The 22,164-nt window shown below is 52.8% G+C and carries 17 protein-coding genes; 8 read left to right on the forward strand and 9 right to left on the reverse strand.

The features are described from left to right. Positions 1–29 precede the first annotated feature (29 nt). The 5 genes from hslU to priA all read right to left on the reverse strand — a co-directional run bounded on the left by hslU (position 30) and on the right by priA (position 6,494). The gene (gene hslU, locus MUG06_RS21670) at positions 30–1,367 is read right to left on the reverse strand and encodes an HslU--HslV peptidase ATPase subunit (protein ID WP_215848180.1); all 1,338 of its coding nucleotides are present in this window, start codon (positions 1,365–1,367) and stop codon (positions 30–32) included. An 11-nt stretch (positions 1,368–1,378) separates the two neighbouring features. Then, positions 1,379–1,909, reverse strand: coding sequence for an ATP-dependent protease subunit HslV (hslV, locus tag MUG06_RS21675; RefSeq protein WP_215848181.1), 531 nt, complete (start codon positions 1,907–1,909; stop codon positions 1,379–1,381). Positions 1,910–1,998: 89 nt separating this feature from the next. After that, positions 1,999–2,940: a cell division protein FtsN gene (gene ftsN, locus MUG06_RS21680; RefSeq protein ID WP_243080003.1), complete on the reverse strand. Its 942-nt coding sequence runs from the start codon at positions 2,938–2,940 to the stop codon at positions 1,999–2,001. Between the two features lie 155 nt (positions 2,941–3,095). Then, complete coding sequence (cytR, locus tag MUG06_RS21685; RefSeq protein ID WP_243080004.1) at positions 3,096–4,133, reverse strand: DNA-binding transcriptional regulator CytR; 1,038 nt, start codon at positions 4,131–4,133, stop codon at positions 3,096–3,098. A 165-nt stretch (positions 4,134–4,298) separates the two neighbouring features. Continuing rightward, the gene (gene priA, locus MUG06_RS21690; RefSeq protein ID WP_243080005.1) at positions 4,299–6,494 is read right to left on the reverse strand and encodes a primosomal protein N'; all 2,196 of its coding nucleotides are present in this window, start codon (positions 6,492–6,494) and stop codon (positions 4,299–4,301) included. Positions 6,495–6,721: 227 nt separating this feature from the next. Between priA and rpmE the strand changes: the two genes are divergently transcribed. Then, positions 6,722–6,937 carry a 50S ribosomal protein L31 gene (gene rpmE / locus MUG06_RS21695; RefSeq protein WP_215848184.1) on the forward strand — a complete coding sequence of 72 codons (216 nt, stop codon included), beginning with the start codon at positions 6,722–6,724 and terminating at the stop codon, positions 6,935–6,937. A 78-nt stretch (positions 6,938–7,015) separates the two neighbouring features. Here rpmE and metJ read toward each other — a convergent pair whose 3' ends face one another. Then, positions 7,016–7,333 (reverse strand): met regulon transcriptional regulator MetJ, encoded by a 318-nt coding sequence (gene metJ, locus MUG06_RS21700; RefSeq protein ID WP_215848185.1) that lies wholly within the window; start codon positions 7,331–7,333, stop codon positions 7,016–7,018. A gap of 270 nt (positions 7,334–7,603) precedes the next feature. Here metJ and metB point away from each other — a divergent pair, with 270 nt between their 5' ends. The 3 genes from metB to metF all read left to right on the forward strand — a co-directional run bounded on the left by metB (position 7,604) and on the right by metF (position 12,310). Continuing rightward, on the forward strand, positions 7,604–8,764 hold the full coding sequence (metB, locus tag MUG06_RS21705; protein WP_243080006.1) for a cystathionine gamma-synthase: 1,161 nt from the start codon (positions 7,604–7,606) through the stop codon (positions 8,762–8,764). A 2-nt stretch (positions 8,765–8,766) separates the two neighbouring features. Next, the gene (locus MUG06_RS21710) at positions 8,767–11,202 is read left to right on the forward strand and encodes a bifunctional aspartate kinase/homoserine dehydrogenase II (protein ID WP_243080007.1); all 2,436 of its coding nucleotides are present in this window, start codon (positions 8,767–8,769) and stop codon (positions 11,200–11,202) included. Between the two features lie 211 nt (positions 11,203–11,413). Continuing rightward, positions 11,414–12,310, forward strand: a complete 897-nt coding sequence (metF, locus tag MUG06_RS21715; RefSeq protein ID WP_215848187.1) for a methylenetetrahydrofolate reductase — start codon at positions 11,414–11,416, stop codon at positions 12,308–12,310. A 129-nt stretch (positions 12,311–12,439) separates the two neighbouring features. Here metF and ppc read toward each other — a convergent pair whose 3' ends face one another. Further along, complete coding sequence (gene ppc / locus MUG06_RS21720) at positions 12,440–15,091, reverse strand: phosphoenolpyruvate carboxylase (protein WP_243080008.1); 2,652 nt, start codon at positions 15,089–15,091, stop codon at positions 12,440–12,442. A gap of 371 nt (positions 15,092–15,462) precedes the next feature. Then, complete coding sequence (gene argE, locus MUG06_RS21725; protein WP_243080009.1) at positions 15,463–16,611, reverse strand: acetylornithine deacetylase; 1,149 nt, start codon at positions 16,609–16,611, stop codon at positions 15,463–15,465. A 167-nt stretch (positions 16,612–16,778) separates the two neighbouring features. Between argE and argC the strand changes: the two genes are divergently transcribed. From argC to argH, 4 genes are all read left to right on the forward strand, one after another. After that, positions 16,779–17,783, forward strand: coding sequence for an N-acetyl-gamma-glutamyl-phosphate reductase (gene argC, locus MUG06_RS21730; RefSeq protein WP_243080010.1), 1,005 nt, complete (start codon positions 16,779–16,781; stop codon positions 17,781–17,783). An 18-nt stretch (positions 17,784–17,801) separates the two neighbouring features. After that, positions 17,802–18,578: an acetylglutamate kinase gene (gene argB, locus MUG06_RS21735; RefSeq protein WP_243080011.1), complete on the forward strand. Its 777-nt coding sequence runs from the start codon at positions 17,802–17,804 to the stop codon at positions 18,576–18,578. A 24-nt stretch (positions 18,579–18,602) separates the two neighbouring features. Continuing rightward, positions 18,603–19,820, forward strand: a complete 1,218-nt coding sequence (locus MUG06_RS21740; protein ID WP_215848190.1) for an argininosuccinate synthase — start codon at positions 18,603–18,605, stop codon at positions 19,818–19,820. 91 nt (positions 19,821–19,911) lie between these two features. Beyond that, a complete protein-coding gene (gene argH / locus MUG06_RS21745; protein ID WP_243080012.1) occupies positions 19,912–21,285 on the forward strand; it encodes an argininosuccinate lyase in 1,374 nt (457 codons plus the stop codon). 117 nt (positions 21,286–21,402) lie between these two features. Here the strand turns inward: argH and MUG06_RS21750 are convergent, their stop codons facing one another. Continuing rightward, the gene (locus tag MUG06_RS21750; RefSeq protein WP_215848191.1) at positions 21,403–22,137 is read right to left on the reverse strand and encodes a glutathione peroxidase; all 735 of its coding nucleotides are present in this window, start codon (positions 22,135–22,137) and stop codon (positions 21,403–21,405) included. Positions 22,138–22,164 lie beyond the last annotated feature (27 nt).

The raw sequence follows: 22,164 nt of genomic DNA on the forward strand, positions 1-22,164 counted from the left end.
GGCTTTGAATGAGTATTGGACTAAACGCTTTAGAGAATAAAGCGGCTTAAATCTTCGTCCGCGACCAGCTGATCCAAATGCTGACCAACGTATTCGGCATCGATTGTCACTGATTCACCGCTGCGATCGCTGGCGTCATAAGAGACATCTTCCATTAAGCGCTCCAGCACGGTATGTAAACGGCGCGCACCGATGTTCTCGGTGGTTTCGTTAACCTGCCACGCCGCTTCAGCGATGCGACGAATACCGTCGTCGGTGAAGTGAATTGTCACACCTTCTGTGTTCATCAGCGCCTTGTACTGCACGGTGATGGACGCATTGGGTTCAGTCAGAATGCGCTCGAAGTCATTCACCGTCAGCGCCTGCAATTCAACGCGAATTGGTAAACGACCCTGCAATTCTGGAATCAGATCGGACGGGCTGGCAACCTGGAATGCACCTGATGCGATAAACAGGATATGGTCAGTTTTTACCATGCCGTGTTTAGTCGAAACGGTACAACCTTCTACCAGCGGCAGCAGGTCGCGCTGTACGCCTTCACGTGATACGTCTGGGCCGCCGGCATTCTGACCGCCACGCTTACAGATTTTATCGATCTCATCGATAAACACGATGCCGTGTTGCTCAACAGCTTCAATGGCATCCTGCTTTAATTCTTCTGGATTCACCAGCTTAGCGGCTTCTTCTTCCACCAGCAGCTTCATCGCTTCTTTGATCTTCAGCTTGCGTGGCTTCTGCTTCTGACCACCAATGTTCTGGAACATTGACTGCAGCTGGCTGGTCATCTCTTCCATGCCCGGCGGTGCCATGATCTCTACACCGGCTGAGCTGGCCGCGAGATCAATTTCAATCTCTTTATCATCCAACTGGCCTTCACGCAGTTTTTTGCGGAATGACTGACGCGCCGCAGACGGTTCGCTGCTTTGCTCAGACTGGCCCCAGTTATTTTTCGCCGGTGGAATCAGTACGTCGAGAATACGATCTTCCGCCATCTCTTCCGCGCGATATTTGTTCTTTTCAATCGCCTGGCTGCGCACCATTTTGATGGCTGAGTCGGTCAGGTCGCGGATAATTGAATCCACTTCTTTGCCGACATAGCCCACTTCGGTGAACTTAGTGGCTTCTACTTTAATGAACGGCGCATTGGCGAGTTTTGCCAGACGACGTGCGATCTCGGTTTTACCGACACCCGTTGGGCCGATCATCAGAATATTTTTTGGTGTGACTTCATGACGCAGCTCTTCGTCAAGCTGCATACGGCGCCAGCGGTTACGCAGTGCAATAGCCACGGCACGCTTAGCGCTGTCCTGGCCGATGATAAAGCGATTAAGTTCGCTGACAATCTCGCGTGGGGTCATCTCAGACATGGTTAAAATCCTTACGCCTTGGACGGTAATTCTTCGAAATTAACGTTATGGTTAGTATAAATGCAGATATCACCCGCGATATTCAGCGATTTCTCTACGATGTCTCGCGCGCTCAGCTCCGTGTTTTCCAGCATCGCACGGGCCGCAGCTTGAGCGAAAGGACCGCCAGAACCGATTGCGATCAAGTCATTTTCTGGCTGAATCACATCACCGTTACCGCTGATAATCAGCGACGCAGACTCATCCGCGACGGCCAGCAGCGCTTCAAGGCGGCGCAGCATGCGATCGGTGCGCCAGTCTTTCGCCAGCTCAACGGCAGCTTTGACCAAATGGCCTTGGTGCATTTCCAGTTTACGTTCGAAGAGTTCAAACAGGGTGAAGGCATCTGCTGTACCGCCAGCGAAACCGGCGATCACTTTATCGTTGTAAAGACGACGCACTTTTTTAACGTTGCCTTTCATTACGGTATTGCCGAGAGTAGCCTGGCCATCACCGCCAATCACTACCTGGCCGTTGCGTCGTACACTTACTATTGTTGTCACGGGCAGACCCCTTATTGCAGTCGGAAAAAAGCTCCGCGCACAAGGCGCGGAGTATCATGCAAACAGATATGGGGCGGGTTTAGCGGGTTTCAACCCCCGACAGCGAGCGGAATACAGCTTGAGTGTCCAGAACTGCGCAGACGTTTGAGTGTGCTATCCGCGGTTGCCCGATCCTTATAAGGTCCGATAACCACGCGATTCCAACCGCCACCTGTCGTGATACGACTTTCAAAACCTTCAAAGGCTAAGCCAGCACGTACAGATTCAGCCTGATCGGTTCCTTTGAACGAACCACACTGCACCATCCAGCGCTGTGAAGCCGCTTTTTCTGTTGGCTTAGGCTTCGCGGCCTCTTGCGGTTTCGGCTGCGCGGCGGGCTCACGCGTAACAGGAGCTTGTTGTGCCTGACGCTGCACGCTCTCCTGCTGCTGGCGCTGTTGAGCTTGCTGCTGAAGTTGTTGCTGTTGACGCTGCTGTTGCTGCTGAAGTTGTTGCTGTTGGCGCTGCTGTTGCTGCTGAACTTGTTGTTGTTGACGCTGGATTTGCTGTAGCTGCTGCTGATGTTGCAGCGTAACCTGACGCTGTGCTGGCGTTTGCTCATTCCACGGCACTTCGTTCAGCTGGGTAGGTTGCTGGCGCATGTCAGCCTGCATCTGTTCCAGTAGCTGGCGCTGCTCATCCGTCAGTTGCGTTTGCGACTTCACTTCGCCGCCTGAAGACGGCTCAATTGGCGTAGGCATCGTTACCTGACGATTTTCCAGCTCTTTGATGTACTTCCAGCGCTCTTCAGGCTTTGGCGGTAAGCCATTGCCGTTGGCTTTATGATCCGTAATTACCGGCGCGTCTTCTTTCTTGTGATGCGCGAGGAACCATAAACCACCGGCAAAGGTCACCAACACCGCAACCGCCAGTACAATCATCAATTTCGATGCGCCCGATCCGCCTTTGCTGCTTTTCTTGCCACGACTGGGGCTTTTTTTGCGACGCGTCCCTGTTGAACGCCCGCGGCCTACATAATCTTTTTGTGCCACTCTCGTTCTGATACCCTTCAAAAAAATAATGCCAAATGGGCAATTTTGCTGCTTTTACTCTGCCCGGCAAGGAGCCCGCCATGTTACTTAAGGGTAGGTACTTTGACCAGCGATGTTCGCCTTAAGAATCTACTGAAAATGAACGGAGATTGCGCTTATTTTTCACGCTTTTTGCTGGATGCCGTGCTGCCTCGTATGGCTAATTCGGCATCTAGCAAGCGCGAGCCGTTGCTCACCCGCTTACCTTGCAACTCCGCAAGCAGCAACAGCATCGCTTCCCGACCTATTTGGTAACGCGGCTGCGTCACTGTCGTTAGCGGCGGTTCGCAATAGCGTGACAATTCAATATCATCAAATCCCACGACCGAAAGATCTTCAGGAACGCGTAATCCCATGCGTTTTGCCTGATTAATGGCACCGAGCGCCATAATATCGCTGTGACAGAACAGCGCACGAGGTGGCTGCGGCAGCGCCAACAATTGATTCATCGCGGCGACGCCCGCTTCAAAAGTGAAGTCACCACGCACAATATAGGTGGGATCAACCGTGAGTCCGCTGCGACGCATCGCCTGAACATAGCCTTGCAGACGATACTGGCACAGCGGCATGGTTTCAGGTCCGGCGATGCAGGCAATCTGCTTATGGCCGAGCTGCAACAGATGATTTACGGCCTCGAAAGCGGCGGTCAGGTTATCAATATGAACGGTGGGCAGCGACATCTCAGGCGCAAACTCATTGGCCATCACCATCGGCGGTAAGTTGCGTTGTTCTTCGAGGCTGGCATCAAACGGCAACTGTGAACCGAGCAGCACCATCCCGTCGATTTGGCGTGTCACCATCAAATTCATAAAGGTTTTTTCTTGCTGATTTTGATGCGCGCAGTCGCCAATCAGTACCAGATATCCTTCTTGCGCAGCGGTCACTTCTACGCCCCGAATGATCTCACTGAAAAAGGGATCACAGATATCGGGCACAATCACCAAAATGGTTTGTGTTTCACCACGGCGGGCGTTGCGCGTTAAGCCATGTGGCGCATAGCCAACAGCAATGACAGCTTGCTCAACTTTCTGTCGGGTCGCTGCGGAGACTTTTTCCGGGTTCATTAGCGCGCGCGAAACGGTAGCGGTCGAGACACCCGCTTTTTCAGCCACATCTTTCATAGTGGCGGCGGGCTGTTGTTGATTCTGCTCCAACACATGCTCCTGACGCGTTATGCGCGTTCGAATGTTTATTTGGTCTGGCCTGAAAAGCAAGCCGGGCAATATTGTTAACGATTGCCCGGCCAGGTTGTTACTTAATTTGCATAAAAATTGTGACTTATGCGACTTTTTTCGATCTGGCTCGCAGACCTGCGCGGCTTAGCTTTCCGTTGGGTCGATATCCAGCGTCCATTTTACTTTGCGGCCAGCGGGTAAAGTGGAAATCAGCGGCATTGAACTGCTTAGCAACTGCTGTAAACGCTTGCGCGAAGGATGCTGCACTAACAGCTGCCAGCGCCAGCGTCCGCTGCGTTTAGGTTGCAGCGCCGGCAGCGGCCCCATCAACCACGTCGATTTATCATTTAACGGGCTGGCTTCCAGCAAATTTCGCAACTGCTGGAGAAATTCAGCAGCCTGTTGATTGTCATGATCTTCCGCGCGGAACAGCGCATGGCTGGTCCACGGGGGCAGAAATACCGACTGGCGCTCAAGAAGCGTCTGCTGGGCAAAAGCAAAATAGCCTTGATGCAGCAAAATTTGCAGCAGCGGATGCTCTGGATGGTGAGTTTGCAGCAGCACTTCGCCCTGTTTGCCTGCGCGACCGGCACGCCCGGCGACTTGGGTATAAAGCTGAGCAAAGCGTTCGGCGGCACGAAAATCGGCTGAGAACAGCGCACCATCGACATCCAACAGCGAGACCAGTGTGACGTCTGGGAAGTGATGCCCTTTAGCCAGCATTTGTGTGCCGACCAGAATGCGTGCGCCACCTCGATGCACATCGGCAAGATGTTGCTCTAACGCCCCTTTGCGGCTGGTGGTATCACGATCAATACGCGAAATCGCAACGCCCGGGAACAGCGAGCTAAGCTGCTGTTCAAGCTGTTCAGTACCGACACCAACCGGCATCAAATGGGTCGATCCACATTGTGGACATTGATTGGGCAGCGGGCGCTGGCTGTCGCAGTGGTGACAACGCAATTGGCGCTGATGCTGATGCAACGTGTAATAACGGTCGCAGCGCTGGCATTCCGCAATCCAGCCGCAGTCGTGACACAAAAGGGCGGGCGAAAAGCCGCGTCGATTTAAAAAAAGTAAAACCTGATTATTGGCCTGAAGATGCTGGCGCATTTTACCAATCAGCGCAGGCGACAGCCCGCCAATCAGTTGCACGCCTTTTAAATCGATCAACTGCTGCAGTGCAGGTTTGGCATTACCGGCGCGCTTGGTTAAATCAAGCTGACGATATTTACCGTTACGCACGTTGTGCAGCGTTTCCAGCGCGGGCGTCGCGGAACCCATGACAATCGGAATATCTTCTTCATGGGCGCGAAATACCGCTAAATCACGCGCCTGATAACGCCAGCCTTCTTGCTGTTTATAGGAACTGTCGTGCTCTTCATCAATAATGATCACACCCGGCCTGGCCAATGGCGTAAACAGCGCCGAGCGCGTGCCAATCACAATCGCCGTCTCGCCACTGCGTGCGCGCAACCACACTGCCAGACGCTCGCTGTCATTCAGGGCGGAATGCAGGACGTCAATTGGCGCGTCAAAACGCTCACGAAAGCGGGCAATGGTTTGGGGTGTTAAACCGATTTCCGGCACCAGCACCAGCGCCTGCTTGCCGCGTGCCAGTACGTTTTCCAATATGCTGAGATAAACTTCCGTTTTACCGGAGCCGGTAATACCCGCCAATAACCAGGCAGCGTAGTGTTCATCTTCGCCACGTATAGCGCCAACGGCGGTGGCCTGATCGGTATTAAGCCGCAGACGTTCACCTTTAATGGCAAAGCTTTCACGCCAGTCCCGCATTTGCGGCTGGTGCTCATGCAAATCACACAATCCTTTAGCGCGTAAGGCCTGCAACACGGCATCAGTCAGATCGTGTTCACTGACCTGATGACGATAAAGCGGTTTTTGGCGTAAAGACGCCAGCGCCTGCTGCTGTTTTGGCGCACGCTTCAGGCTTTCGGGCGATGTTGCACGACCTTGTTCAGTGAGTTGCCATTGCCACAGCGGCGTCTCCTGTGCAGGCTTGCCCTGACGCAGCAAAACCGGCAGCGCATGGCTTAATACTTCACCGAGCGGAGAATGATAATATCCTGCCGCCCAGTTAAGGATGCGCCATAAGGAAGGCGGGAACAGCGATTCGCTATCCAACACCTCCGCCACTTTTTTCAATTGTGCTTCAGGCAGATCGCTGGTTTCACGCAGCGCGACTACGATGCCAATCATTTTCCGATTGCCAAACGGCACGCTCACCCGCCCACCGATGACGGGCTGCGTACCTTGCGGCGGCAGATAATCAAACAGGCGGGGTAAAGGAACGGGCAGGGCAACCTGAACAACGGGCATAGCAATCTCTTTCCGGTTCAATCATTGAGGGAACGTAGTGTACCAGCTGGGAGATTAGGCGGGTATATCAGGTGATATTTGCAGCAAGTCATAATGTTCTGTATAATATGCCGCCTTCGATGAGAAAGTACTCGTCGGGGTACACCATTAATTGTTCAACAGCGTGTGGTGCTGCGCGGGTTTAAAACCTGGCGCGGAGAGCGACACGGCCTTAAATGAGGTTTCCCATGAAAAAAGGTATTCACCCAAAATACGAAGCAGTTACCATCAACTGTACTTGCGGTAACGTGATCCACACCCGTTCTACGCTGACTCACGAGCTGAACCTGGACGTTTGTGGCCAATGCCACCCGTTCTATACCGGTAAGCAGCGTGAAGTGACCACTGGTGGACGTGTTGACCGCTTTAACAAGCGCTTCAGCGTACCAGGCAGCAAAAAATAAGATTACGGCATTCGAATCTGTTCGATTCGACGGCAAGAAAAAACCCAGCTTCGGCTGGGTTTTTTTATGCGTAACGATTTAGTATTCCCAGGTGTCTGGATTGATACCCATATCGCGCATGATCTTTTTCGCTTCTTCTGGAATTTCATCACTGCGTTCTTTGCGCAAATCCACGTCGTCCGGCAGCGGTTGCCCGGTAAAGGCATGTAAAAAGGCTTCGCACAGCAGTTCACTATTGGTGGCGTGACGCAGGTTATTTACCTGACGACGGGTACGTTCATCCGTCAGAATCTTCAGCACGCTCAACGGGATAGACACTGTAATCTTTTTAACCTGTTCACTCTTTTTACCGTGCTCAGCGTACGGGCTGATATATTCGCCGTTCCATTCAGCCATGGGTTACCTTAATCAATAAAAGTTAAATGTTAGGAAATCAGTGAATTATGCCTGATTTTTTAATGCCTGACCCCTTAATGGCGGGTTTTTCTCCGTTCAACCGGTGTAAATCAATCTTGAACGCCAGGCAATGACGCGTAATTTTAGCGAGTATTGCGATTTTGCTCAATCTATACGCAAAGACATTTAGATGTCCAGATGTATTGACGTCTAATTAAGGAGTGCTATCCTGTTGCCTTCTTATTCCACACTTCAGGAACAGTTAGCACCATGACGCGTAAACAGGCAACCATCGCAGTTCGCAGCGGTTTGAATGATGACGAGCAATATGGCTGCGTTGTCCCCCCGATTCACCTCTCCAGCACTTATAACTTCCTTGATTTTAACGAGCCACGCGCTCACGACTATTCACGCCGTGGAAATCCTACGCGTGATGTAGTGCAGCGCGCGTTAGCCGAACTGGAAGGGGGCGCAGGCGCGGTATTAACCAATACCGGTATGTCAGCGATTCATTTGGTGACAACGGTGTTCCTGAAGCCAGGCGATCTGTTAGTCGCACCACACGATTGTTACGGTGGCAGCTACCGCTTGTTCGATAGCCTGAGCAAACGCGGTGCTTATCGCGTGAAGTTTGTTGATCAAGGCGATAAAGCCGCCTTACAGGCTGCGCTGGATGAAAAACCGAAACTGGTGCTGATAGAAAGCCCGAGCAACCCGCTGCTGCGCGTGGTCGATATTGCTGCTATTTGCGAAGCCGCGCGTGAAGCGGGTGCCCTCAGCGTAGTCGATAACACCTTCCTGAGTCCTGCATTACAAAATCCGTTGGCGTTGGGCGCAGATTTGGTGGTGCATTCCTGTACTAAATACCTGAATGGCCACTCCGATGTGGTGGCGGGCGCGGTGATTGCCAAAGAGCCACAACTGGCAACCGATCTTGCCTGGTGGGCGAACAATATTGGCGTTACCGGCGCTGCTTTTGACAGCTATTTATTATTGCGTGGCCTGCGCACATTATCGCCACGCATTGCTGCGGCACAACGTAATGCACTCGCAATTGTTGATTACCTAAAGCAACAGAAATTAGTGAAAAAGCTGTATCATCCTTCGCTGCCGGAAAACGCCGGGCACGAACATGCGGTACGTCAACAGCGCGGTTTTGGCGCCATGCTAAGTTTTGAAATTGACGGTGACGAAGTATTGCTGCGCCGTTTTCTAAAAGCATTACAGTTGTTTACGCTGGCAGAATCACTTGGCGGCGTAGAAAGTTTAATTTCTCACACCGCGACCATGACGCACGCCGGCATGTCAGCGGAAGCGCGTGCAGCAGCGGGTATTTCCGAAACGCTGCTGCGTGTTTCTGTGGGTATCGAGGATCACGAAGATTTAATCGCCGATTTGGATAATGCATTCCGGATCGCTGCCGAGGGTTAAGCATGACGATTTCAGCAGGCGCGGGAACGCCGAACAGTAAGCAGTTGCACAAATTTGGTGGCAGTAGCCTGGCGGATGCGCGTTGCTATCAGCGTGTAGCCAATATTATGGCGGACTACAGCCAGGCGGGCGACTTGATGGTGGTTTCGGCGGCAGGTTCAACCACCAACCAGTTGATCAGTTGGCTGAAGCTGAGCCAAAGCGATCGGCTGTCGGCGCATCAAGTGCAACAGGCTTTACGACGTTATCAAAGCGAACTGATTAGCGCGCTGCTGCCTGTTGAAATTGCCGCATCCCTTATTACCCGGTTCATTCGTGATTTAGAAAAACTCGCCGGGCTGCTGGATGGCAACATCACCGAAGCGGTCTACGCAGAAGTAGTGGGCCACGGTGAAGTTTGGTCAGCGCGGTTAATGGCGGCGGTGCTGAGTCAGCATGACATTGAAGCCTGCTGGCTGGATGCGCGTGATTTTCTGCGTGCAGAGCGTGCAGCACAACCGCAAGTAGATGAAGGTAAATCGTGGCCGCTGCTGCAATCGTTGCTGGCGCAGCATCCGCATAAGCGCATCGTCGTGACCGGGTTTATCTGTCGTAACGAGGCGGGTGAAACGGTGCTGCTGGGCCGTAACGGCTCCGACTATTCCGCCACCCAAATCGGTGCGCTAGCGGGTGTGGGTCGCGTCACCATCTGGAGCGATGTCGCCGGTGTTTACAGTGCGGATCCTCGTAAAGTTTCTGATGCCTGCTTGCTGCCGCTGTTACGTCTCGATGAAGCCAGCGAATTGGCACGTCTTGCCGCGCCGGTATTGCACACTCGCACCTTGCAGCCCGTTTCCGGTAGCGATATCGACCTGCAATTGCGCTGTAGCTATCAACCCGAACAAGGTTCCACACGTATTGAGCGCGTGCTGGCATCCGGCACGGGTGCTCGTATTGTCACCAGCCATGACGATGTTTGTTTGGTTGAAATTCAACTGCCAGAACAACATGATTTTGCCATTCTGCACAAAGAAATCGATCTGCTGCTGAAGCGTGCACAATTGCGCCCGTTGGCGGTTGGTGTGCATCCCGATCGTCAGCTGTTACAGCTTTGCTATACCTCAGAAGTGGTCAGTAGCGCCTTTATGCTTTTGCAAGATGCCGGTTTACCGGGGCATTTGCAGCTGCGTGATGGCTTAGCATTGGTGGCGTTGGTAGGCGCAGGCGTGACGCGTAACCCGCTGCATACGCATCGCTTCTGGCAGCAACTGAAAGATCAGCCGGTTGAATTCGTCTGGCAATCAGAAGATCACATCAGTGTGGTTGCGGTATTGCGCGTGGGCCCAACCCAACATCTGATCCAAGGCCTGCATCAGTCGCTGTTTAGAGCAGAGAAACGCATCGGCCTGATTTTGTTTGGTAAAGGTAATATCGGTTCACGCTGGCTAGAGTTGTTCGCGCGCGATCAAGAAACGCTTTCTGCGCGTACCGGCTTTGAATTTGTTTTGGCGGGAGTGGCAGACAGCCGCCGCAGCCTGCTGAGTTATGAAGGGCTTGATGCCAGCCGCGCATTGGCTTTCTTTGACGACGAAGCGGAAGAGCGCGATGAAGAGTCCTTATTCTTGTGGATGCGCGCGCACCCGTTTGATGACTTGGTGGTGTTAGATGTCACCGCCAGCATACCGTTGGCGCAGCAGTATCTTGATTTTGCCAGCCACGGTTTTCACGTGATTAGCGCAAACAAAGTGGCAGGTGCATCTGACAGTCAAACTTGGCGTCAAATTCGTGATGCTTTTACCAAAACGGGTCGCCACTGGCTTTACAACGCGACTGTCGGCGCGGGTTTACCGATTAACTATACGGTGCGCGACTTGCGCGACAGCGGCGATACTATTTTATCGATAAGCGGTATCTTCTCTGGCACCCTGTCCTGGCTGTTTCTGCAGTTTGACGGCACGGTTCCGTTTACCGATCTGGTGGATCAGGCCTGGCAGCAAGGTTTAACCGAACCCGATCCACGCGTTGATCTTTCTGGTCAGGACGTGATGCGCAAACTGGTGATTCTGGCGCGCGAAGCGGGGTATAACATCGAACCCGATCAGGTTCGAGTGGAGTCCCTGGTGCCGCGCAACTGTGAAAAAGATTCAATCGACCATTTCTTTGAGAATGGCGAAGAACTGAATGAGCAGATGCTGCAGCGGTTTGAAGCCGCACAGGAGATGGGTTTAGTGCTGCGCTATGTGGCGCGTTTCGACGCGAATGGCAAGGCGCGCGTGGGCGTCGAAGCGGTGCGCCCAGAGCATCCGCTGGCTTCGCTGCTGCCATGTGACAATGTCTTTGCCATCGAAAGTCGCTGGTATCGTGATAATCCGCTGGTGATTCGTGGACCCGGCGCGGGACGCGACGTTACTGCTGGCGCAATTCAGTCTGATATCAACCGCCTTTCTCAACTGCTTTAATCTTTAAGGCAGGCGCATTCGTCGCCTGCCTTCACTTCATGTTGCCGCCTCCAGATGAATTTCACTCATGTTGTTTGAATATTTGTCACCGTTTTAAATCATTTATAAGTTGACGCTTCGCCAGGAATCGTTCATTTTGAGCATCTGGACGTCTAAACGTATGGATGTTCGCAGTCCGATAGTTAACCGAAGTGATCGATGAGGTAGCAGGATGAGTTTCTTTCATGCCAATCAGCGCGAAGCGCTAAATCAAAGCCTGGCAGAGCTGAACGGGCAAATTAATGTCTCTTTTGAATTCTTTCCGCCTCGTACCAGCGAAATGGAAGAGACGCTGTGGAACTCTATCGATCGTCTGAGCAGCTTGAAACCGAAATTCGTTTCGGTAACGTATGGCGCGAATTCGGGCGAACGCGATCGTACTCACAGCATTATTAAAGGCATCAAAGATCGCACCGGCCTGGAAGCGGCCCCGCATCTGACTTGCGTTGATGCTACGCGTGATGAGTTACGCGCTATTGCGCAGGATTACTGGAACAACGGTATTCGTCATATTGTGGCATTGCGCGGTGACCTGCCGCCTGGCGGTGGCAAGCCAGAAATGTATGGCTGCGATCTGGTATCGCTGCTAAAAGAAGTCGGTGATTTCGATATTTCTGTTGCGGCTTACCCGGAAGTGCATCCGGAAGCCAAGAGTGCGCAGGCTGATTTGATCAACCTGAAGCGTAAAATCGATGCGGGTGCGAACCGTGCGATTACGCAATTTTTCTTCGACGTTGAAAGTTATCTGCGCTTCCGCGACCGCTGCGTATCAACCGGTATTGACGTTGAAATCGTACCGGGCATTCTGCCTGTTTCTAACTTCAAGCAGTTACAGCGTTTCGCCACGATGACTAACGTGCGTGTACCGGGATGGATGAGTGCCATGTTTGCGGGTCTGGAGGATGACGCTGAAACGCGCAAAATGGTGGGTGCCAACATCGCCATGGACATGGTGAAGATCTTGTCACGCGAAGGCGTGAAAGATTTCCACTTCTATACGCTGAACCGTGCCGAAATGAGTTATGCGATCTGCCATACCTTGGGTGTGCGTCCAGCCATCGCGGTATAACTTTTCTGTTATAAAAAAGCCGGGCAATAAGATTGCCCGGCTTTTTTGTTTCTTAATCTCAGCAGATTACCTACAAGAGGGAATAGCGAAGAAGGGGAGCGACGAATCGCAATCCCCGTTCCATCATCATTAACCGGTATTGCGCATACCTGCCGCCACACCTGCAATAGTCACCATTAACGCCTGTTCAACGCGAGCATCTGATTCATCACCGCGCGCTTCCTGCGCACGTGAGCGATGTAGCAGTTCAGCTTGCAGGACGTTGAGTGGATCGGTGTAGACGTTACGCAGCGCAATAGATTCGGCAATCCACGGTTGGTCCGCCATCAGATGCGCATCGTTGGCGATGGTCAGCACCGCTTTGATATCAGAATCGAGTTGATCGCGCAGCTGTTTACCCAGCGGCCACAGCGATTTGTCGACCAGACGTTGATCGTAATATTCCGCCAGCCATAAGTCAGCTTTAGAGAACACCATTTCCAACATGCCGAGACGCGTTGAGAAGAAAGGCCAGTCACGGCACATCGCTTCCAGCTGATCTTGATGGCCCGCTTCCATCGCCTGTTGCAGCGCCGCGCCAGCACCCAGCCAGGCGGGTAGCATCAAGCGGTTCTGTGTCCAGGCAAAAATCCATGGAATTGCACGCAGCGACTCGACGCCGCCGGTTGGACGGCGTTTCGCCGGGCGCGAACCCAGCGGCAGCTTGCCCAATTCTTGTTCCGGTGTTGCCGAACGGAAGTACGGGACAAAATCTGGGTTTTCCCGCACGTAACCGCGGTACATGGCGCAAGAGTCAGCAGAGAGCTGATTCATAATGTTACGCCACTCCGTTTTTGGTTCTGGCGGCGGCATCAGGTTCGCTTCCAGAATGGCACCGGTGTAGAGCGAAAGACTGGCGATAGTCACTTCCGGCAAACCGTATTTAAAACGGATCATCTCGCCCTGTTCAGTCACGCGCAGGCCACCTTTCAGGCTGCCCGGCGGCTGTGACAGCAAGGCAGCATGCGCTGGTGCACCACCACGGCCAATCGTGCCGCCGCGTCCGTGGAACAGCGTCAGCGAAATGCCGGCTTTTTCACAGGTTTTGATTAAGGCATCTTGCGCCTGATATTGCGCCCAGCTGGCGGCCATTACGCCGGCATCTTTCGCCGAGTCGGAATAACCAATCATCACCATCTGCTTGCCCTGAATGAAGCCGCGATACCAGTCAATGCTGAGCAGTTGGCTCATGACATCATTGGCGTTATTCAGGTCATCAAGCGTTTCAAACAGCGGTGCAACCGGCATGGCGTAATTGATACCCGCTTCCTTCAACAGAAGATGCACGGCCAGCACGTCAGAGGGCGTTTTCGCCATTGAAATCACGTAAGCAGCAATGGAACCTTGCGGCGCTTCAGCGGCAACGCGGCAGGTTTCCAGCACTTCACGCGTGTCGTCACTTGGCTCCCAGCTTCGTGGCAGCAGCGGACGCTTGGAGTTGAGTTCACGGATCAGGAACGCTTGTTTGTCCGCTTCTGACCAATTTTCATAATCACCAAGGCCGAGGTAGCGCGTAACTTCAGCAATCGCTTCAGTGTGGCGCGTGCTTTCCTGACGCAGATCGATACGTACCAGCGGCACGCCAAAACATTTCACGCGGCGCAGCGTATCCAGCAACTGACCGTTGGCGATAATGCCCATGCCGCATTGCTGTAGCGATTGATAAATGGCGAACAGCGGTTGCCAGAGTTGATCGTTGGAAACCAGCAAATCAGCCGGGCGCGGCAGTCGTTCGCCTTTCAGGCGACGTTCAAGAAAGGATTGCGTCGACATCAGCTGGCTGCGGATGCGCTTCAGAATCATGCGATAGGGCTCAATCGCTTCGGGATCGCCGCACAGGTCGCGCACTTCATCGCTGCATTCTGACATCGACAGTTCGGAAATCAGCACACCAATATCACGCAGGAACAGATCCGCAGCTTTCCAGCGACTTAGCTGCATGGCATGACGCGTAATTGCGGCGGTAACGTTAGGGTTACCATCACGATCGCCACCCATCCACGACGTAAACTGCACCGGCACAAAATCCACCGGAAGTTTGATGCCGAACGCTTCTTCAACCTGTTCATTCAACTCGCGCAGGAAAGCCGGTACGCCTTCCCATAAGCTGTTTTCCACCACCGCAAAGCCCCATTTGGCCTCATCGATAGGCGTTGGGCGATATTTACGAATTTCATCGGTATGCCATGCCTGCGCGACCAGTTGGCGCAGGCGGCGCATGATTTGGTTGCGCTCGTAATCGGAAATGTCGCTGTGATCAAGCTGCTTTAAACAGCTGTTCACTTCCACCAGCTTATGAATCAGCGTGCGGCGCGTAATTTCGGTTGGATGCGCTGTCAGCACCAATTCCAGCGACAGCGATTCAATGGCTTCACGGATAGCGCTTTCGCTAATGTCTTTCTGCTGCTTGAGGCTTTCAAAAGTTTTTTTCAGCAGTTCCGGGTGGTTCGCCCCTTCGCCGCTGTGAGAAATAGTTTGATACTGTTCAGCCACATTGGTGAGGTTAAGGAACTGACTAAACGCACGCGCGACGGGCAGAAGTTCGTCATTAGACAAATTTTGCAGCGTGTTCAGCAGTTCCTTGCGATGAGTGTCATTTCCTGCACGGGATGACTTGGACAGTTTGCGGATGGTTTCCACCCGGTCGAGGATGTTCTCTCCAAGCGCATCCTTAATCGTATCCCCGAGCAGTTTGCCGAGCATACTGACATTACTTCGCATTGCGGAATATTGTTCGTTCATTTGACCCTGACACCCTTATCGTCTTAATAAACTTCTACACCCAGCCGTTTTCAGGCCGCAAAAAAAAGCAGACAACTTTTACTTTTCTCAGTCACAACCTCGTGTCGCTTCTGAGGATTCGCTCAGTTGCTGCCTTTCTGCAATCTGAAATTGTTTGGATAATCACCCAATGGGCATAACATCGTCTTTTATCTAGCCACGTAATGCTTCATTCGTCAATTGACTTAAAGTGAAGCAAACGTGCAGCTAAATGACGGAAATTCATAGAATTTAACTGACAGGAAGCGGGATAAGTTATTCTTATTGCTAAATCCCACAGAATGACGGGGCATTTTGCTGTTAATACAGTGAAATGCCCCATTTGATGTTAATCAGTGACAAAAATGCTGCACGACCTGATTTATCAACTCACGAGTCGGCTTAATAAATGCAGTATCAATAAATTCATCTGGCTGGTGTGCCTGATTAATTGATCCTGGGCCTAAAACCAGGGTTGGGCACAATTGCTGAATAAAAGGCGCTTCGGTGCAGTAGTTCACCACTTCAGTCGGCGTACCCAGCAATTTTTCCACCACTTTCACCAGTTCATGATTGGCAGGGCACTCATATCCGGGAATCGGCGGATGCAGTTCGCCTACCGTAATGCGACCCGGCCAGCGCGCACTTACGGGTGCCAGCGCGTCGTTAAGTAATTCGTCTAAATCACTCAGTGTCAGGCCCGGCAGCGGACGAATATCCATGTGCAGTTCACAGCAGGCACAAATGCGGTTTGCCGCATCACCACCATGAATATGGCCAAAGTTCATGGTTGGATAGGGAATCGCAAATGCGTCATGGTGATAACGCTCTTTCAACGTGTTACGCAGCTGCATTAAATGACCAATGGCATCATGCATCAGCTCAATCGCATTCACGCCGCGAGAAGGATCGCTGGAGTGGCCCGACTGGCCCTGAACACGAATCGCATTGGAAAGATGGCCTTTGTGAGCGCGTACGGGTTTCAGCGAAGTCGGCTCGCCGATGATCGCGCAATCTGGACGCAACTGAGTCGACTCAGAAAAATACTTAGCGCCCGCCATGGTGGTTTCTTCGTCAGCGGTGGCCAGAATGTAGAGCGGTTTGCTTAGAGTGGTCACGTCCACATCACGCAGCGTATCGAGAATGAAAGCAAAAAAGCCTTTCATATCGGCAGTGCCTAAACCGTAGAGCTTGTTGTCATGCTCAGTTAGCGTGAAGGGATCGCGCGTCCAGCGCCCATCGTCGAAGGGGACGGTGTCGGTGTGACCGGCGAGCAGCAGCCCGCCAGCGCCATTTCCGGTGCGGGCCAGCATGTTGAATTTATTGCGCGTGCCGGGTACCGGCTGCACTTCAACGCTGAAGCCGAGGTCACGGAACCAGCCGGCCAACAAATTGATTAAAGTTTCATTACTCTGATCCAGCGCGGCGTCGGTTGCGCTGATTGATGGCGTAGCGATCAACTGGCGGTACAGTTCGATAAAAGGCGGTAATTTTGACTTCACTGTTGACGGTCCTTGAGTTAGGATGTATCAATATTCATGCATTAATAGTGAATAAAAATACATAAACGTCGTCTGCATGTGAACCTAAATTTTCTGCAAACGACATCGTGGGCAACGGGGCAAGGCCGCGACCCGGAACGTGTGACTGTAAAAAGGTATACAGCCTGATGTTGAATACGCTGATCGTTGGTGCCAGTGGTTACGCTGGCGTAGAGCTTGCCACCTTCCTGAATCGCCATCCACATATGAACATAACCGCTTTGGCGGTTTCAGCGCAAAGCCCTGACGCCGGAAAGCGCTTATCTGAACTTCATCCACAGCTAAAAGGTGTGGTTGATCTGCCGCTGCAACCGCTCAGCAGTGCAGCTGAGTGGGCAGATAAAGTCGATGTGGTGTTCCTGGCGACTGCCCACGAAGTTAGCCATGATCTGGCGCCGGAATTTCTTAAGGCCGGCTGCGTGGTATTCGATTTGTCAGGCGCTTTCCGCGTTAACGATGGCAACTTCTATACCCAATATTACGGTTTTACTCATCAGCATGGCGACTGGCTGGATAAAGCAGTTTACGGCCTGGCTGAGTTTCAGCACGAGAAAATTAAAGAAGCGCAGCTGGTCGCCGTGCCGGGTTGTTACCCAACGGCATCTCAGCTGGCGTTGAAACCGCTGTTGGATGCAGGCCTGCTGAATGAGGCGCAATGGCCAGTGATCAACGCGACCAGCGGCGTGAGCGGTGCAGGGCGTAAAGCCAACGTGGGCACCAGCTTTTGCGAAGTGAGTTTGCAGCCTTACGGACTGTTTAATCATCGTCATCGCCCCGAAATCGTGGCGCATCTTGGTACGCCGGTGATTTTTACCCCACATCTCGGCAGTTTCCCGCGTGGAATTTTGGCCACAATTACCTGCCGCCTGAAAGCAGGCGTGAGCCGCGAAGATATCGCGGAAGCGTTCCATAACGCCTATCACGACAAACCGCTGGTGCGGGTTTACGAAGAAGGCGTTCCGGCGTTGAAAGCGGTGGTTGGCCTGCCTTATTGTGATATTGGTTTTGCCGTACAGGGCGAGCATTTAATTGTGGTCGCAGCCGAAGACAATTTGCTGAAAGGTGCTGCGTCGCAGGCGGTGCAATGCATGAACATTCGTTTCGGCTTCCCTGAAACGCAGTCACTGATTTAACGGACGAGTGAATTAACGATGAGCAATCCCTTAATTATCAAGCTTGGCGGCGTGTTGTTGGATAGCGGAGAAGCGCTGGCCCGTTTGTTCGATGCGCTGTTGACTTACCGCACCGCGCATCAGCGCCCGTTGATCATCGTTCACGGTGGCGGTTGCCTGGTGGACGAGCTGATGAAAAAACTCGCGCTGCCGGTAAAGAAAAAAGACGGTTTGCGCGTCACGCCTGCCGATCAAATCGACATCATCACCGGTGCGTTGGCAGGAACCGCCAACAAAACGCTGCTGGCGTGGGCAAAAAAATATGGCATTAATTCTGTGGGCCTCTGTTTGGGTGATGCCGGTTTAGTGAATGTGGCGCAGTTCGATGAAGAGCTAGGACATGTTGGCAATGCCACGCCAGGCAATCCTGCGTTACTCAATACCTTGCTGAATGCGGGATATATGCCCGTTGTCAGTTCAATCGGTATTACCGACAGCGGCGAGCTGATGAACGTCAATGCCGACCAAGCCGCGACCGCGCTGGCTGCAACTATCGGTGCCGATTTAGTCTTGCTATCAGATGTCAGCGGTATTCTGGACGGCAAAGGTCAGCGCATCGAAGAGATGACCGCTGAAAAAGCTGAACAGTTAATTGCCCAAGGCATCATTACTGATGGCATGATTGTTAAAGTGCACGCGGCGCTTGATGCCGCCCGCACGCTGGGCCGCCCAGTGGATATCGCCAGCTGGCGTCACGCTGAGCAACTGCCTACTCTTTTTAACGGCGTGTCGATTGGCACCCGGATTCTCGCTTAACGACTCTGATTCAAGGATTACGAAATGCAAACGCAAGGCATCAAAAAAATCGTTCTGGCTTACTCCGGTGGCCTTGATACTTCAGCCATCATTCCATGGCTGAAAGAGAACTATGGCGGCTGTGAAGTGGTCGCGTTCGTGGCAGATATCGGTCAGGAACGCAGCGATCTGGAAGGCGTTGAAAAGAAAGCGCTACAGTCGGGTGCCTCAGAATGTCACGTTGTTGATCTGCGTGAAGAATTTATCAGTGATTATGTCTATCCCGTGCTGCAAACTGGCGCACTGTACGAAGGCACTTATCTGCTGGGCACCTCAATGGCACGTCCAATCATCGCGAAAGCACAGGTGGAGCTGGCGCTGAAAGTGGGTGCTGATGCGCTGTGCCACGGCGCTACTGGTAAAGGTAATGACCAGGTGCGTTTCGAAACCACCTATACCGCGCTGGCCCCACAGTTGAAAGTGGTTGCGCCATGGCGTGAGTGGGACCTGCGTTCACGTGAAGCGCTGCTGGATTACCTGAAAGAGCGCAACATTCCAACCACCGCGTCACTGGAAAAGATCTACAGTCGTGACGAAAACGCGTGGCACATCTCTACTGAAGGTGGCGTGCTGGAAAGCCCGGCAAACGCACCAAACAAAGATTGCTGGGTATGGACTGTTGATCCACTGGAAGCGCCAGATCAGCCAGAAGAAGTGACCGTGACCGTAGAAAAAGGGCGTGTGGTCGCCGTAAACGGCGAGAAACTGAGCCCGTTCCAGTGCCTGGAAAAACTGAATGTGCTTGGCGCGAAACATGGTGTGGGACGTATCGATATCGTAGAAAACCGCTTGGTGGGCATTAAATCTCGCGGCTGCTACGAAACCCCAGGCGGCACCATTATGGTTAACGCGCTGCGTGCGATTGAGCAGTTGGTTCTGGATCGCGACAGCTTCAAATGGCGTGAACAGCTGGGTCATGAAATGTCTTATGTTGTTTACGATGGTCGCTGGTTCGCACCGCTGCGTAAATCGATTCAAGCCGCAGCCGAATCGCTGGCGGAAGAGGTGAATGGCGAAGTGGTTCTGCAGCTTTACAAAGGCCAGGCGACTGCCACGCAGAAGCGTTCTGCAAACAGCCTCTATTCAGAAGAGTTTGCGACCTTCGGCGAAGACGAAGTGTACGATCACCGTCATGCCGGCGGCTTCATCCGTCTGTTCTCGCTCTCTTCACGCATCCGTGCCCTGAACGAGCAGAAGAAGTAATTCGCAGGCGAGGTCAGCCTCGCCTCACAGCATGACATCAGGGGCGGCATTTATGCCGCCCTTCGTTTAACGATTTGAAGGAGATTTCCACATGGCACTTTGGGGTGGACGGTTTACCCAGGCAGCAGATCAACGTTTCAAACAGTTTAACGACTCGCTGCGCTTCGACTATCGCCTGGCAGAGCAGGACATCATCGGCTCAATCGCCTGGTCCAAAGCGTTGGTGACGGTGAACGTGCTGAGCAGTGACGAACAGCAGCAGCTAGAAGCCGCGCTGAATACGTTGCTGGAGGATGTACGCGCGAATCCTGAGCAGATTTTGCAGAGCGATGCCGAAGACATTCATAGCTGGGTTGAAGGTCAATTGATTGAGAAAGTCGGTGCGCTGGGCAAAAAACTGCACACCGGCCGCAGCCGTAATGATCAGGTCGCAACTGACCTGAAACTGTGGTGCAAAATGCAGGTTGAAGCGCTGCTGAGCGCCACGCGTGAATTACAGCAAGCGCTGGTGGTGACGGCAGAAGCGAATCAAGACGCTGTGATGCCGGGTTATACCCATTTACAGCGTGCTCAGCCGGTAACGTTTGCTCACTGGTGTCTGGCTTATGTAGAAATGCTGGCACGCGATGAAAGCCGTTTGCAGGATACGCTGAAGCGTCTGGACGTTAGCCCGCTGGGCTGTGGCGCGTTGGCGGGTACCGCGTATGAAATTGATCGTCAGCAGTTGGCGGGTTGGTTAGGTTTTGCCTCCGCGACACGTAACAGCCTGGATACGGTTTCGGATCGCGATCACGTGCTGGAACTCTTATCTGACGCTGCAATTGGTATGGTGCACTTATCGCGCTTCGCCGAAGACCTGATTTTCTTTAATACCGGTGAAGCTGGCTTCATTGAACTGGCAGACAAAGTTACCTCCGGCTCATCGCTGATGCCACAGAAGAAAAATCCGGATGCGCTGGAATTGATTCGTGGCAAATGTGGCCGCGTGCAGGGCGCTTTAACGGGCATGATGATGACCCTGAAAGGGTTACCGCTGGCGTACAACAAAGACATGCAGGAAGACAAAGAGGGATTGTTTGACGCATTGGATACCTGGATCGACTGCCTGCATATGTCTGTGCTGGTGTTGGACGGTATTCAGATAAAACGCCCACGTTGCCAGGAAGCGGCCGAGCAAGGTTATGCAAACTCCACCGAGCTGGCGGACTATTTAGTGGCTAAAGGCGTGCCGTTCCGTGAGGCGCACCATATCGTCGGTGAAGCCGTTGTTGAGGCGATCAAGCAAGGTGTGGCGTTAGAAGCGTTGTCACTGGCACAGCTGAAGCAGTTCAGTGCGACCATTGAAGAGGATGTTTATCCGATTCTTGCACTGCAATCCTGCCTCGACAAGCGTAATGCGCAAGGTGGCGTTTCACCGCAGCAGGTCGCTCGCGCCATTACGGAAGCAAAGCAGCGTTTAGCGTAAATCGCAGATAAAAAAAAGCGGGCACATAAAATGCCCGCCAACCTCTAGCTTCAGAATTACATCTTTTTTATAGGCACATCATCAGAGGCCAGCACTCCCGGCTGACACAGAGATTTTTTACGCTGAAAGCAGGAACTGCTCCAGATCATCGCTCCCGCCGATGTGGCGACCGCCAATAAACACTTGTGGCACAGTGGCGCGACCAGAAACGGCACGCAGGCTCACGGTGGTAGCATCTTGTCCCAGCACGATTTCTTCATACTGAATACCGCGATCCAGCAGCATCTGCTTGGCTTTAGTACAGAATGGGCAGCCTGGCTTAGTAAATACCGAGACGGATTCCTGCACTTTAAATTCTGGTGCCAGATAACGCAGCATAGTGTCGGCATCTGACACTTCAAACGGGTCGCCTGGCTTGTTTGGCTCAACAAACATCTTTTCAATTACGCCATTTCGTACCAGCATTGAGTAACGCCATGAGCGTGGGCCAAAACCCAGATCGGCTTTCTCAACCAACATATCCATGCCGCGGGTGAACTCGCCATTACCATCAGGAATAAAGGTAATATGTTCAGCACGCTGCTCTGCTTTCCACGCGTTCATCACAAAGGTGTCATTCACTGACACGCACAGGATGCTGTCAACACCATGCTGTGCAAATACGCTATGCAATTCGTTGTAGCGCGGAAGATGGCTGGATGAGCAGGTGGGCGTAAACGCGCCCGGCAGAGAAAACACAATTACAGTTTTGTCTTTGAACAACTCATCGGTGGTGATATCGACCCAGCGATCGCCCTGACGGGTGTGAAAAGTAACGTCTGGGATCGATTTACCTTCCTGACTGGTATACATATTTTCTCCTCGTGAGCGATGGTCTTC

The organism is Pantoea sp. MQR6, from assembly GCF_022761075.1.
GTDB lineage: Bacteria > Pseudomonadota > Gammaproteobacteria > Enterobacterales > Enterobacteriaceae > Pantoea > Pantoea phytostimulans.